The sequence below is a fragment of the Paraburkholderia sp. GAS206C genome (assembly GCF_050435645.1).
GTDB classification, from domain to species: Bacteria; Pseudomonadota; Gammaproteobacteria; order Burkholderiales; family Burkholderiaceae; genus Paraburkholderia; species Paraburkholderia phenazinium_B.
Genome location: NZ_JBNDKR010000012.1, coordinates 80,081 through 93,115, shown reverse-complemented (window position 1 = coordinate 93,115; position 13,035 = coordinate 80,081). Strand labels below are relative to the sequence as shown.

The 13,035-nt window shown below is 62.5% G+C and carries 11 protein-coding genes and 1 pseudogene; 9 read left to right on the top strand and 3 right to left on the bottom strand.

The features are described 5' to 3' along the window. Window positions 1-54 precede the first annotated feature (54 nt). Complete coding sequence (locus tag P3T20_RS30480) at window positions 55-1,719, bottom strand: ATP-binding domain-containing protein (protein WP_429288730.1); 1,665 nt, start codon at window positions 1,717-1,719, stop codon at window positions 55-57. 167 nt (window positions 1,720-1,886) lie between these two features. On the opposite strand from P3T20_RS30480, the gene P3T20_RS30475 reads away from it, so the two are divergent. From P3T20_RS30475 to P3T20_RS30465, 3 genes are all read left to right on the top strand, one after another. Continuing rightward, window positions 1,887-2,513, top strand: a complete 627-nt coding sequence (locus tag P3T20_RS30475; RefSeq protein WP_429288729.1) for a glutathione S-transferase family protein — start codon at window positions 1,887-1,889, stop codon at window positions 2,511-2,513. A 22-nt stretch (window positions 2,514-2,535) separates the two neighbouring features. Then, complete coding sequence (locus P3T20_RS30470) at window positions 2,536-3,198, top strand: glutathione S-transferase family protein (protein ID WP_429288728.1); 663 nt, start codon at window positions 2,536-2,538, stop codon at window positions 3,196-3,198. Window positions 3,199-3,288: 90 nt separating this feature from the next. Next, window positions 3,289-3,912 carry a transcriptional repressor gene (locus P3T20_RS30465; RefSeq protein ID WP_429288727.1) on the top strand — a complete coding sequence of 208 codons (624 nt, stop codon included), beginning with the start codon at window positions 3,289-3,291 and terminating at the stop codon, window positions 3,910-3,912. Window positions 3,913-3,918: 6 nt separating this feature from the next. Here the strand turns inward: P3T20_RS30465 and P3T20_RS30460 are convergent. Continuing rightward, window positions 3,919-4,375: pseudogene (locus P3T20_RS30460) on the bottom strand (response regulator). Window positions 4,376-4,820: 445 nt separating this feature from the next. Here P3T20_RS30460 and kdgT point away from each other — a divergent pair. From kdgT to P3T20_RS30445, 3 genes are all read left to right on the top strand, one after another. After that, entirely contained in the window at window positions 4,821-5,873 is a 1,053-nt protein-coding gene (gene kdgT / locus P3T20_RS30455) for a 2-keto-3-deoxygluconate transporter (RefSeq protein WP_429288726.1), read from the top strand. Window positions 5,874-5,919: 46 nt separating this feature from the next. Next, window positions 5,920-6,639, top strand: coding sequence for a ribonuclease activity regulator RraA (locus tag P3T20_RS30450; protein WP_429288725.1), 720 nt, complete (start codon window positions 5,920-5,922; stop codon window positions 6,637-6,639). Window positions 6,640-7,028: 389 nt separating this feature from the next. Further along, window positions 7,029-8,036, top strand: a complete 1,008-nt coding sequence (locus P3T20_RS30445) for a phosphotransferase family protein (protein ID WP_429288724.1) — start codon at window positions 7,029-7,031, stop codon at window positions 8,034-8,036. A gap of 90 nt (window positions 8,037-8,126) precedes the next feature. Here P3T20_RS30445 and P3T20_RS30440 read toward each other — a convergent pair whose 3' ends face one another. Continuing rightward, window positions 8,127-8,828 (bottom strand): TetR/AcrR family transcriptional regulator, encoded by a 702-nt coding sequence (locus P3T20_RS30440; protein WP_429288723.1) that lies wholly within the window; start codon window positions 8,826-8,828, stop codon window positions 8,127-8,129. Between the two features lie 96 nt (window positions 8,829-8,924). Here P3T20_RS30440 and P3T20_RS30435 point away from each other — a divergent pair, with 96 nt between their 5' ends. The 3 genes from P3T20_RS30435 to P3T20_RS30425 all read left to right on the top strand — a co-directional run bounded on the left by P3T20_RS30435 (window position 8,925) and on the right by P3T20_RS30425 (window position 13,035). Next, window positions 8,925-10,433 carry an MDR family MFS transporter gene (locus tag P3T20_RS30435; protein WP_074268277.1) on the top strand — a complete coding sequence of 503 codons (1,509 nt, stop codon included), beginning with the start codon at window positions 8,925-8,927 and terminating at the stop codon, window positions 10,431-10,433. A gap of 364 nt (window positions 10,434-10,797) precedes the next feature. Further along, window positions 10,798-11,826 (top strand): zinc ribbon domain-containing protein, encoded by a 1,029-nt coding sequence (locus P3T20_RS30430; protein WP_143787692.1) that lies wholly within the window; start codon window positions 10,798-10,800, stop codon window positions 11,824-11,826. A 132-nt stretch (window positions 11,827-11,958) separates the two neighbouring features. Further along, on the top strand, window positions 11,959-13,035 hold the full coding sequence (locus P3T20_RS30425; RefSeq protein ID WP_429288722.1) for a TAXI family TRAP transporter solute-binding subunit: 1,077 nt from the start codon (window positions 11,959-11,961) through the stop codon (window positions 13,033-13,035).

Here is a 13,035-nt window from a genome sequence, read left to right as displayed (position 1 = left end):
CAACGGCCTTTTTCGTCTGTTTTCTTGTTCTGTCTCGACCTGCTCTGCTGTTCCTCAATCCTTGCCGTCCGCCATCCGCAGATGACGCGACGCGCGCTGTGAGGCCACCACGATCAGCTTCATCGTCGCGCGCGTGGCGCCGACGAACAGCTTGCGGGCACTGCGCTCATCGAAGGTGTCGAAATCGACCTCGGTCAGGATCACGCACGGCGCCGATTGTCCCTTGAAGCGGTAGATCGACTCCAGCAGCACGTCGCCTTCGCGGTACTCCGGGTTACCGAACAGATCATACTTGCCGGTAAAGCTGCGCAGCCGATGCGGTCCGAGCTGGTCCAGCGAGGTCAACACCGAACCTTCGCGTCCGCGGAACGACAGCACGGCGATGTCCTGCTTGCGAAATCCTAGCGAGAGCGCCTGGGTGATCGCGCGCTTGGTAGCGTCGATGCAGCCCTCGGCCGCGTGCGCTTCGTCGTAAGTGGAGAGCGACAGATCCGAGCCGTCGAACGGACTGCCCGAGGCAAGCCCCGCCGCGAGCGGCACTTCAGCGCCCACGACGTCGCGCAGGTAGTCGAGAATGTCGCGCGGACTGCGGTAGTTGGTGGTTTCCTTCAGCGTGGTCCAGCCGGGCAGCTCGACTGGCTCGCGCATGTAGAGGTTTTGCAACGGGTCTTCGAGCCACCACCATGCCGCGCCCGGACGCAGCAGCCGTTCGAGTGCTGCGACCCATGGCTGCTGGAAGTCCTGGCCTTCGTCGACGATCAAGACGTCGAACTGCCAGCGTGCGTCGATCGGCGTGTCGACAAAAAGCCTTTCGAGCTGGTCGAAGATATCGGCGGCCTGGAAGTCGGGCGCGCGTCCGGCGTCGCGCGCAATCCAGTCGCACAACTGGTGATAGTTCGCCACCTTCGCCTCGGGTGGCGCCACGCGGGCAATGTGGTCGGCGAGCGGCCGGTTGAAGCACACGTACAACGGCTGTTGTCCACGCGCCACCGCGTCCTTCATTACCTGCACCGCCAGTTGCGTCTTGCCGGAGCCCGCCGTACCGGCGACGCACAGGCGGAACGGCGTGAATTCGAGCCGTCGCGCCCAGGTGGCCAGACCACCGGCCAGACGTGTGACGAGCGTGCCCGCCTGACCGACCAGCGCACTGGCATCGGGCGAGAGCGCCAGTTCGTCGGCGAGAAAGTGATGGATCTTGGTGGCGCAGGCAAGGCGCGGTTCGTCGGCCGGCAACGCCTCGCGGATGATTGCAGCAAGGCGCTCCTTGCGCGTAGCGTCGACGATGCGCGCCGGGTTCACGCCGGCAATCGCCGTGTCTTTGACGATGTGGTCCGGACAGTACAGCAGTTCCTCGATGAAATAGGTGCCCGCGCCGAAGGCCGCAGTAAAACGCCGATGCATGCTTTCGATAGTCCGTGCCAGCGCAATCGCCACATTCCGCTCGGTCTGCAGGTAGACCTTGACGAGCCCTTTGGGCGTCTCGCGCAGGAAGCCGGTTTTCTGCTCGACGATCATCAGCCGTCCGGACGGCCCGACAATCACAAAGTCGGCTTCGCCGAACACCGAAAAACCCTGGTTGAGCCGCGTCCAGTGCACGCCGTGGTAGACGGTGTAAGCGTCGGGCAACGCCTCTTCCAGCAATGCCAGCGTCTCGCGTTCGCGCGCGGCGGCGCCGGTGGCAGCGAGGTTCTTCCAGTCGTCGGGGACAATGCGGGCCATGCGGTGCCTCGTCATGTTCGGATGCAGCATTGTACGCAACGCGCATGCGTTTCCGGCATCGGCCATTCGGCTAATGGAGGGGCAATTACAGGCTGCATCGTGTATCGTTACCCGTTGAACGCCGCACACAGGTGCGGCTTGCCAACCATGAAAAGAGGATCTGCCGGATGATTACGATCTGGGGACGCGCCAACTCGGTCAACGTCCAGAAATTGTTGTGGTGTTGCGACGAACTCGTGCTGCCGTACGAGCGCATCGACGCGGGCCTGCACTTCGGGCGTAACACCGAGCCGGAGTATCTGGCAATGAATCCCACTGGCCGCGTTCCGACGCTGGTCGATGGGGATTTCGTGCTGTGGGAATCTAACTCGATCCTGCGCTATCTGGTGATGGAGTACGCGCCGGCAAGCCCGCTCTATCCGTCGGAGCCCAAACAGCGTGCGAGTATCGACCGCTGGCTGGACTGGTCGCTTTCCACCCTGCAACCGGCCGAACGCCCGGTGTTCTGGTCCATCGTGCGTACGCCCGCCGCCGAGCGCGACGAGGCCAAACTCGCCGCCGACATTGCCGCCGTCACGCAGCTCTGGAAGCTGGTCGACACGCATCTGCAGGGCCGTTTCTTCCTCGAAGGCGAAAAATGCACGTTGGCCGATATCGTGATCGGCTCGTATGCAAAGCGCTGGTTTGGACTGGACGGCGTCGAGCGTCCGTCGTTGCCGAATCTGGAACGCTGGTATTCGCGTCTCGCCACCCGCACTGGCTTCAAGAAGTACGTCGATTTTCCGCTGACCTGAACGGCATCCTCTTTCATCTGATATGACAATCACGCTCTACGCCTGGGGTACGCCGAATGGCCGCAAGGTCAGCGTCGCCCTCGAAGAAATGGAACTGCCTTACACCGTCGTACCGGTCAACATCGGCAAGGGGGAGCAGTTCCGGCCCGAGTTCCTGCGCATCAGTCCGAACAACAAGATTCCGGCCATCGTCGATCCCGACGGCCCCGCCGCTGCGGGCGACATGAGCGGTGCGGACGGCGCAGGCGGCGGCCCGGTCAGCGTGTTCGAATCAGGCGCGATCCTGCTCTATCTGGGCGAGAAAACCAGCAAGTTCCTGCCCGCCGGTCTGCGCGAGCGGATACCGGTGCTCGAATGGCTGATGTGGCAGATGGGCGGCTTCGGTCCAATGCCAGGCCAGGTGCACCACTTCGCCGCGCTCGAAGCGGAAGACGACCGCCGCTATGGGCTCAAACGCTTCTCGGACGAAACCAACCGGCTGTATGGCGTGCTCGACCGGCGGCTCGCCGAAGTGGAGTTCGTCGCAGGCGAGCTTTCCGTGGCGGATTTCGCGATTCTAGGCTGGGCGTGGCGGCACGAACGTCATAAGGTCGACCTCGCCACCTATCCGAACGTGCGGCGCTGGTATGACACGCTGTTTGCGCGGCCCGGCGTGCAACGCGGCTTCGCGGCGAAGCTGGACTAAGCTGAGCGGTGACTCTGCAGAGATCCCCTCTCCCGAAGAACGGGTATCCCACCTGCTACGCCGAACCGCGATGGACCTTATAATTGCTTTATGAAGAACGCCAAGTCCGCCGCGGTTGCCGAAAAAACCGCCCCTGCCCAAGACTCCGCACACAAGAGTGCGCACGATCATTCGCATCCCCATGCGGATCATCACGCGCACGGCGACGAGCATGACCACGGGCATCTCCAGGCCGCTTCGCCCGAAGCGGCGCTGGTGCTGGCTGAGGAATATTGCCGCGAACGCGGCGAGAAACTCACGCCGATCCGGCGCAAGGTGCTGGAACTGCTGCTGACGTCGGGCCGCGCAACCAAGGCGTATTCGCTACTCGACGACATGCGGCAGATTCACCCGGGCTCCGCGCCGCCCACGGTGTATCGGGCGCTCGACTTCCTGCTCTCCGCGGGGCTCGTACACAGAATCGAATCGATCAATGCCTTCACTGTCTGCCACGATCTGACGCAATGTCAGCACGGCATTCTGGTGGTGTGCCAGCAGTGCGGCAACGTCACCGAACTCCATCAGCCGAAGCTGCGGCAGGCGCTGGTGCTGCAGATTCAGGACGCAGGCTACCGCCTCGCCAGCGAGGAGATCGAACTGAAAGGTCTGTGCTCCGACTGTCAGGCCGCCGAAGCCAGCGCCGCCGCGGCAGCAGCAAGCGGCAGCGGCGTCTGAAAGCGCTCAGCCTGCCGCGCGGGCGTCTATCGCATCGTGTAGCAATTCGACCAGATCATCCGGCCGGGCCGGTTTGGTCATGAAATGCTGGAAGCCTTCACCGATGCTGCGCAAGCGGTAGGTATCGTCAGTGTGGCCGGTCAGCGCCACCGCAACCGCCGGCGAATGATCGCCGCGAATCTCGTGATCGCGAAGCCGCTGGATCAGATAGAAACCGTCCATACAGGGCAGTTCGAGATCGCAAACCACCGCATCGGGTAACAATCGCAGCGCCGCTTCGACGCCCTCTTCCGCATCCGCCACTGCGACGACATGCGCGCCCTCCGATTCAAGCAGGTGCGTCAACGATTCCCTGCTTTGCAGGTCATCCTCGACGAGCACGATCGTTGCCTGATCGAGTCTCAACACTCCGTTCATTTTGCGTTGTTGCTATAAAGCAGGTTAGGCCCGATAAGGCAGCCATTGTATCGCGCGCTTTGCCGCGGCCTTCGTGAAGCGGGCGTACATCACATGATGCATCGCTCGCAAGTTCCGACTCGGCTTCGCACGACGAGTTGCATTCTTCCGGCAAATACGGGCTCGTCCGGGTGATCCGGTAATAGCACATCACGTGCCTTGTCTGCGCGAGAGGTGCGGCGCTTACTTGTGAGTGGGCCGCACAGCGCCGTCGCATAAGGCTTGCGCCCATCGGGCGGGGCGCAAAAGGCTGCACAGCCAAGTCACCGTCTATCGATTGACAACACGCCAGAATGCACCTCCGGTGTGCAAAATCTGCAAGGCAGCATGCCATTTCTATCTTCCCCACCTTAGGTGTAAACGATGACTTCAAAGGACCACGATTTCGCGGGCGCTCCGACCTCGCGGTGCTAAATTTCGGTCGAGACGATGACCGCGGAGGAGCACCCGGCATGAAAATCAAGAAAGCGATCGACCGTATTCCCGGTGGGCTGATGCTGGTCCCGCTGCTGCTTGGCGCGTGCGTGCATACGTTCGCCCCGCATGCCGGCAAATTTCTGGGTTCGTTCTCCAATGCCCTGATTACCGGCACACTGCCGATTCTCGCCGTGTGGTTCTTTTGCATGGGCGCGAGCATCAGTCTCAAGGCCACGCCCGTCGTGCTGCGCAAAAGCGGTGTGCTGGTCGTCACCAAGGTGCTGACCGCCGCGGTCGCAGGGGTGATCGCCTCGCACTTCCTGCCGCCGGGCGGCATCACCTCCGGCTTTCTCACGGGTCTGTCGGTCCTCACCGTGATCTGCGTGATGAACGAGAGCAACGGCGGCCTGTATATGGCGCTCATGCAGCAGTACGGCACGCCGGAAGAAGCCGGCGCGTTCTGCCTGATGTCGCTCGAGTCAGGCCCGTTCATGACCATGGTGACGCTCGGTATCGCCGGACTCGCGAGTTTCCCTTACGCCACGCTGCTCGGCGCGCTGCTGCCGTTCCTGATCGGCTTTGCCCTCGGCAATCTGGATAGCGATCTGCGGCAGTTCTTCGGTCAGGCAGTGGCGGTGATGGTGCCGTTCTTTGCGTTCGCGCTCGGCAATAATCTCGACTTCCGTGTCATCCTCGACACGGGCCTGCTCGGCGTGCTGATCGGGCTCTGTGTCATCGTGGTGACCGGCACGACGCTCGTGCTGGCCGATATCTTTCTCGCGCGCGGCAACGGCACGGCGGGCATCGGCGCGGCATCGACCGCCGGCGCGGCGGTCGCGGTGCCGCAGATCATCGCCGGCATCGAACCGCGCTATGCTGCGGTCGCTCCGGCTGCCACGGCACTGGTCGCCACCTCGGTGGTGGTGACCTCGCTACTCACGCCGATTCTCACGGCTATCTGGGCGCGCCGCTGGGGCGTGCTGTCGGCGAATTACCGGCGCACGCACCCAGCTTCCTCGGATCCGCTGCCGGACAATGAGACACTCAAGCCTGGACTCAAGCCCACGCTTCATCATCCAGTGAAGTGAGGCTTTGAACCAGGCTCTTTTCCAACTCTCAACACCTGATCTCAAGATGCAAGAACTCGATCCCGCTACGCTCGAAGCCCTCCGTCAAGTCAGCACGGCCACGCTCACCACCCAGCTGTTCAAGCGAGGCTTGCGCAACACGTTCATGCAGGGCGTCGCGCCGCTGGCGGGTCATAGCGGTCCCAACCTCGTCGGGCCCGCGTTCACGCTGCGCAATATCCCGTCGCGCGAGGACATCGACGTCCTCGAGCTGTTTGCGGACCCTGAGTACGCGCAGCGCAAATGCGTCGAAACGATCCCCGCCGGACACGTCCTCGTGCAAGACTGCCGCGGCGAGCGCAGCAGCGCGTCGTTCGGTTCGATCCTGACGCAGCGTCTGCAGGTGCGCGGCGTCGCCGGCATGGTCTCGGACGGCCCGGTGCGCGACAGCACGACGATTGCCGCGCTCGGCCTGCCAGTGTTCTGCGCCGGTGCAAGCGCGCCGCCGAATCTGATCCGCCATCATGCGATCGATATCAACGTGCCGATCGGCTGCGGCGGTGTTGCGGTGTTTCCCGGTGACGTGATCGTCGGAGATGCCGACGGCATTGTGGTGATTCCGCGCGAAATGGCCGCGGACGTTGCCAAGGCCGCCGCGGAACAGGAACTGCAGGAGGAGTTTCTGACCGGGCGAATTCGCGACGGTGCGCCGCTGCCGGGTACCTACCCGCCGAACGACGCGACGAAGGCCGCGTACGAGGCGTGGAAAAAGACGCGTCAGGTTTGAGAGCGAGGCAGCGCTGCATCGGCTGGCAGCGCAAAACTCTTTCCGGATGTTTCTCGGCGTCACCACACGCTTAGGACCGGGGCATAGGCGCGACATCCGCGTGGATACCACCACGTAATGTCCGGCGCCCGCCGCAACGCTCCTTGCGGCAAATCACCTTACAGAAACACCGGTGGTCTGCCGGAAAGTTCTTTCTTTCTGCTTACCGTTCGTAACGGTAAGCAATATCTTCGCGTTGCCCCGTGTGTTGTGGTCGGCTGTAATGCACTCGACCTGATGTGCGGCGCCCGCACGCCCTATCGCAGCGGCGCGTTCATCTCAAGAAAGACTCGGGCCACGGCGCTGAGTGGTCGCACCGCTATCGCTTACGACTGCCGCTCCGGCGCAACATGTTGACCCGTACACACGACCCCGATAGCGCGCCCGCCAATGCCCTGGACAGTGCTCACGCCAGCGCCATCGCCCACACGACGGACATCACCGACGCCGAAGCGGCCGGCGTCACGCAAGCTGCGCTGAACGTAGAGGTACTGACCGTCATCCGGCAATCGCTGACACAAAGCGGCAATGCCATCTTCCGTATGCAACTGGCCGACGGCCGTACCGTCGCGGCGCGCATCAACCCGCGCCGCGGCATGTTCGCCTTCACCCAGCACAATCTCGACGCGCTGCGCGGACTGGGCTTGCCTGTGCCGCATGTCCTGGCAGCAGGCGTGACTGCGCAGCAGGGCTCGTTCGTAATTCTGGAGTGGGTACCCGGACGCGATCTGCAGTACGAACTTGCAGGCATGTCTGCGCAGCAGATGACGCGACTTGCCGCAACGGTGACCGGCTATCAGAAGCGTGTCGCAAGCTTGCCGGAGAGCAAAGGATTCGGCTGGGCGCCGGTCCGGCGCAATGCAGCCGCGGCGCAATGGACCGATATCTTCGGCCCGGCTTCGGATGCTGAACCCGCCGACGATGCGCCGCCCCTCGAACACATCCGCACCCGCCTGCGCGCGGTGCGACGCTCGGTCGAGCCTTACTTCGCGTCGCTGCGACCGGTCTGCTTTCTTGACGACCTGACCGTCAAGAATGTGCTGGTCGAACACGGCGAACTGCAGGGGATTATCGACGTCGACTTTGTCTGCTATGGCGACCCGTTGATGGCAATCGGCACGACGCTCGCACATATTGCAGCCGATGTCGGCGAGGCCGGGCGCTTCTACGGCGACGAACTGATCCGCTGCGCGATACCGTCAAGGGACTCACAGCGGGCTATCTATTTCTACGCTTCGCTCTGGATGACCGGCTTTCTCGCCGCAGCCGAGACGGCAGGACAGACACAGCGAGCTGCTGAACTGCTCGGCTCGACCGATGCCATGCTGCGCCACGCCGAGGTCGCTCTGCACGCGTGAAGCGGCGCGAGCGGCCAAGCTCGCGCTCTATCCGGGCCCACCTGGCGCCAGCGACAAACCGGCGCCATCAACGCCTTAGTCCTTCCCGCGCTACGGCCCCACCCCATGTACCAGCATTGCCACCGCGTGGCGGGCGATGTCGTCGGAACTCAAACTGCGTCGCACCGGATCGTTGCGCCACATCTTCGAGGTGGCGAGCGGCAGGATGGTCAATCCCAGCAGCGTCAGAAACACCAGCGAGGGTTCAAGATCCGGGTTGAGACGCCCCTCCTTTTGCCACTGCTCGATCCGCGCCACCGAGGCCTTGTGATGGGTATGGCCGAAACGCTCGTGCATGCGCTGCCGCAACAAACCGCCTTCGCTGATCACTTCGCGCACCCATAACGGCGGAAACCACGGATTCTGTTCGGCGATTTGCACGAAGCCTCGCGCCACCTGCGTAATTGCGGCCACCGGGTCGTCGGAATTGGCTTCGAACGCGCCGCCGATCGCCGTGCGCAGCGGCAGAAAACGTTCGTCGATCAGCACGTCGAGCAACTGGTCGCGGGTCTTGAAGTAGTAATGGACCATCGCCGGCGTGAAACCGGCCTCCCGTGCAATGGCGCCAAGTGTCGTATCGAGGATGCCCTGACGCGCAAACAGGGTCAGCGCCGCGTCGAGCAGACGGGCACGCTGCTCCGGGCCGCGCGCGCTGCCGCTCGGCCGACCGGGCCGGCGCGTGGCGGCCTGTTCCACGACCGGTTCTGTTGACGCCTCTTTGGCCGCGAGCTCATCGGCTGGTGCAGTACTCATTTCCTTTCCATTTGACCAATTGTGAGATATCGCATATATTAATCTCCGAATTAATTAATTTCAACACACCCGACACGTTCGATAGGTCCCCGTCATATGGATCATCCTGCCACTACTCCAGCCGAACTCGCGAGCGGCCCAGAACATCCGCCGATTCGCCTCCTGTTCCCGGCCCTGCTGCTGGTGATGCTGCTTGCTGCGCTCGACCAGACTATCGTGTCGACGGCATTGCCCACCATCGTCGGTGAACTCGGCGGCCTCAACAACCTGTCGTGGGTCGTCACGGCCTACCTGTTGACCTCCACCATCGTCGTGCCGCTGTACGGCAAATTCGGCGACCTGTTCGGCCGCAAGATCGTGCTGCAGGCGGCTATCGTCCTGTTCCTCGTCGGCTCCGCACTGTGCGGCCTCGCGCAGAACATGACCCAGCTGATCGTCTTGCGCGCGCTGCAGGGTCTCGGCGGCGGCGGCCTGCTGGTGGTGACCATGGCGGCCATCGCCGACGTAATCCCGCCCGCCGATCGTGGTCGCTACCAAGGCGTGTTTGGCGGCGTATTCGGTCTGGCCACCGTCGTCGGCCCACTCCTCGGCGGTTTCCTGGTCGAGCATCTGTCATGGCGCTGGATTTTCTACATCAACCTGCCGCTCGGCGTGATCGCGCTGGCCGTCATCGGCGCAGTGTTCAAGCCGCACGCCGCACATATCAAGCACACGATCGACTACATGGGCGCTGCCTTCCTTGCCGGCGCGCTCACCTGCATCATCCTCTTCACGAGCCAGGGCGGCACAATCCTGCCGTGGACGTCGCCGCAACTGTGGTTCACCCTCGCCATGGGTCTTGTCTGCATCGCCGGCTTTATTTATGAGGAACGGGACGCGGCCGAGCCCATCATGCCGCTCGAACTCTTCAAACAGCGGACGTTTTTGCTGAGCTGCCTGATTGGCTTCATCATCGGCGTTTCGCTGTTCGGCTCGGTAACGTTCATTCCGCTGTATCTGCAGGTCGTCAAAGGCTCGACGCCTTCAGAGGCCGGCATGCAGATGCTGCCGATGATGGGCGGCCTGCTCGTGATGTCGGTCATCACCGGGCGCGTGATCAGCAAGATCGGCAAGTACCGCATGTTTCCGATCGGCGGCACCTTTCTTGTTGCTGTGGCGATGACGCTGCTCGCGCGGCTCGAAATTTCCACGCCGATTCATGTGATGTATCTATACATGGGGCTGCTGGGTCTGGGTCTCGGCATGGTGATGCAGGTATTGATTCTCGCCGTGCAGAACACAGTGGAGTTCAAGCATATGGGCGTCGCGACATCCGGTGCCACGCTGTTTCGCTCGATCGGTGGATCGGTCGGTGTCGCGGGTTTTGGCGCGGTGTTTTCGAACGGTCTCGCAGCGCGCTTGCAAACGCTGATTCCGCCCGATACCGAATTGCCCCACGCACTGGGCCCTGCAGCGATCCATCAGTTGCCTGTCGCATTGCGCGACGATTATCTGCAGGCATTTGCCGGCGCGCTGCACACGGTCTATCTGTCGGCATCATGTGTGGTCGTCCTGGCGTTCGCGCTGGCCTGGTTACTCAAAGATCACCCGCTGCGCAAGCATTGAATTCCGCCATTCGCCCGGCTGTTTACGACAACGGCCTCGCGAAGCATTTCATCCAATCAATGTTCCCCGCACGCTGCACGCTACCGGCAGCGTGCAAAAAGCTCCCCATTCATTCGTTCTGCCGACAAGTGCAACGATTCGTCCCACCGTTATGTGTGTTTCGGCACACATGGTAGGTAGGAACGGCGATTGACGTTCACTCCGAAAGCTCACATATTGTTCATGGTGGCGTCGCATGCACTTGCATCGCAGACGCTCCTCTTCAGCGCATGTGGATCGTGTTTCACGCAGAGAGTGCGGACTGCCTCAAGCACGATCTGGTGCATGCCGTAGCAGCATAGCCTTTCGCAGGTGGGTCCACAGAATGTCCACCCAGACTACTCCTGGCCAAAGTTTCCCAGCGCCTTGCAAACGTTGCGGCGGCTTGCTGTATCAGCCCGCCGACCTGTGCCCGTATTGCGGCACCCGGCGTCCGATAGCCACGCCGTCGCCTCTGCGCTTCGCGGGTGTCCATGGCCTGCGCCACCCTCCCACGCAGACAGATGCTGATCTCAAGTCGGCGGCACCGGAACTGGCAACGCCGAAAGCGTCGATTCCCCCGCTCAAGCATCTTCCCCTGGGCGCGCCTGTGGGCTCGCGATGGCTGCTCACACGCGGGCTGATCGCGCTTGTCGTATTGATACTAGGTTATGGCGCTTACACACTATTCGGCGACCATCGTACTGCCCCGCCCACCTATGATGAACAGGACGCCAAATCAACGGCCGGTTCGATCGCACCTTATACGGCAGAACAGGCAGCAAACTCGCCGGCCAGCGCGGGCACCGTCAACGCATCTTTGGCACCGCCGCGAGGAGCGGCCGCACCAGTTGCCGTTCCGCACTATCGCGATCTCTCCGAGAGCTTGCGTGCAGCGCATGCGCACGAGGACGCTCACGATCTGTCGGGCGCACAGGCTGCGGTGAACGCCGCGCTTTCGATGGATTCCGGCAACGCCGACGCGCTGCAGATACAGCATGAAATCACGCCACTCGAGCAACGGCGCGACGCGGCATTGCAGACGGCGCACGTGTGCATAAAGGATCGCCTGTGGAACTGTGTTGAGCACAGCGCCAGCGATGCGCTCGCAGTCGACAGCGGCAGTCCCGAGGCGAAGACGTTGCTGCAGCGGGCGATCGTCGAGACCGGGTGGGTGCCGCTTGGCGGCCACGCGGCACCAGCTGCGAAGACTGTCCCGTTACCCTCTCAGGTACCTCAACCGCCGCCATCCGCACGAACCGCACAGATCGTCACTGCGACGCCTGCCCCCAACAGCATCGACGCTCAGGAACGGGCCATCGCGCAGTCCGGCTGGCGAACCACGCCGGCCTCAGCCGCGGCGCCGGCCCATTGAGCGAAACGCAGCCACAGAAGTCTTTAGCACCTCGAAGGACGCAATATCTGGAAGTGCAAAACCTGACTCACCGATGCTTCACGCGGTTCGCCGCGAAGTTCATTAAAACCACAGGGATAGGCGGAGAAGACCATGCTCAAGACAATTCTGGCGGGGTGGCTCGGGCTGGTGCTGGCGTGTTCGCCCGCGCTTGCCGATAACGCTCACTACAAGATCGTCACCGGCCCCGAACGGGGGACCTACATCCAGATCGGCGCGGACCTCGCGAAATGGGTGGCCGAACCGGCCGGTATCGATCTGGAAGTCATGCCGTCGAAGGGTTCCGCGGAAAACGTCCAGCGCATGCGCTTCGAACCGGGCGTAAAACTCGCGCTGGTGCAATCCGATGTCTACCAGGCCTATGTGGACATGGCCAATGCCGGCAACCCCGACGCCGGCCAGGCGATCCGGCCCTTGCGGCTCATCATGCCGCTTTACGATGAAGAAATAAATTTCGTCGTGCGCGCCGACTCGCCAATCAAGACCATCAACGAGATCAAGGACAAGAACATCAGCGTCGGCCTGCTCGGCAGCGGTACTGCACAATCGGCTAACACCATTTATCGCCTGATGTTCGGCCAGCCGATTGCCGATCAGAACGCGCAGCATCTGAGCAACGAGGACGCCCTCGCCGCGCTGATCGTCAAGAAGATCGACGTGGCCGTCGTGGTGGTCGGTCAACCCGCGAAGCTCTTTACCGATATGAATCCGGAACTGCTGCAACAGCTTCGCCTGCTGCGCGTCGATCCGAACGCGCCTGAAACGGCGCGCGCCAAGCAGACCTACTTTCCGGCCATCATCCACGCCACGAGCTATCCAACCTGGCTGAAGGAAGATGTGCCGACCTTCACCGTCAAGGCATTTCTGGTCACGTACGATTTCGGGTTGCGCGATACGGTCAACAACCTCGATCACTTCGCCGATTCGCTGTGCACGAACTTCGACAACCTGCAGGAGCACGGTCATCCGAAGTGGAAGCAGGTGAAGATGGAGCTGCCGAGTCTCGGCAAGGGCTGGCAATACTATCCGCCTGTCGAAAGGCGTCTGCGCAGCTGCGTCGCCCGTCGTGCGGCGGCCGTGACAACTGAAGCGCCCGCGCAGACGGCGGACAAGGCGCTTCCCAAATCGAATTGCACGGATGAGGCACGGGTGTTGATGCTGTGCAAGTGA

What these genes read in the sequence shown, in the direction of transcription:
- P3T20_RS30445 (WP_429288724.1), top strand. Translation starts at nt 7,029, where the DNA reads ATGTTGACCCGTACACACGACCCCGATAGCGCGCCCGCCAATGCCCTG.
- P3T20_RS30475 (WP_429288729.1), top strand. Translation starts at nt 1,887, where the DNA reads ATGATTACGATCTGGGGACGCGCCAACTCGGTCAACGTCCAGAAATTG.
- kdgT (WP_429288726.1), top strand. Translation starts at nt 4,821, where the DNA reads ATGAAAATCAAGAAAGCGATCGACCGTATTCCCGGTGGGCTGATGCTG.
- P3T20_RS30480 (WP_429288730.1), bottom strand. Translation starts at nt 1,719, where the DNA reads ATGGCCCGCATTGTCCCCGACGACTGGAAGAACCTCGCTGCCACCGGC.
- P3T20_RS30450 (WP_429288725.1), top strand. Translation starts at nt 5,920, where the DNA reads ATGCAAGAACTCGATCCCGCTACGCTCGAAGCCCTCCGTCAAGTCAGC.
- P3T20_RS30425 (WP_429288722.1), top strand. Translation starts at nt 11,959, where the DNA reads ATGCTCAAGACAATTCTGGCGGGGTGGCTCGGGCTGGTGCTGGCGTGT.
- P3T20_RS30440 (WP_429288723.1), bottom strand. Translation starts at nt 8,828, where the DNA reads ATGAGTACTGCACCAGCCGATGAGCTCGCGGCCAAAGAGGCGTCAACA.
- P3T20_RS30470 (WP_429288728.1), top strand. Translation starts at nt 2,536, where the DNA reads ATGACAATCACGCTCTACGCCTGGGGTACGCCGAATGGCCGCAAGGTC.
- P3T20_RS30465 (WP_429288727.1), top strand. Translation starts at nt 3,289, where the DNA reads ATGAAGAACGCCAAGTCCGCCGCGGTTGCCGAAAAAACCGCCCCTGCC.
- P3T20_RS30430 (WP_143787692.1), top strand. Translation starts at nt 10,798, where the DNA reads ATGTCCACCCAGACTACTCCTGGCCAAAGTTTCCCAGCGCCTTGCAAA.
- P3T20_RS30435 (WP_074268277.1), top strand. Translation starts at nt 8,925, where the DNA reads ATGGATCATCCTGCCACTACTCCAGCCGAACTCGCGAGCGGCCCAGAA.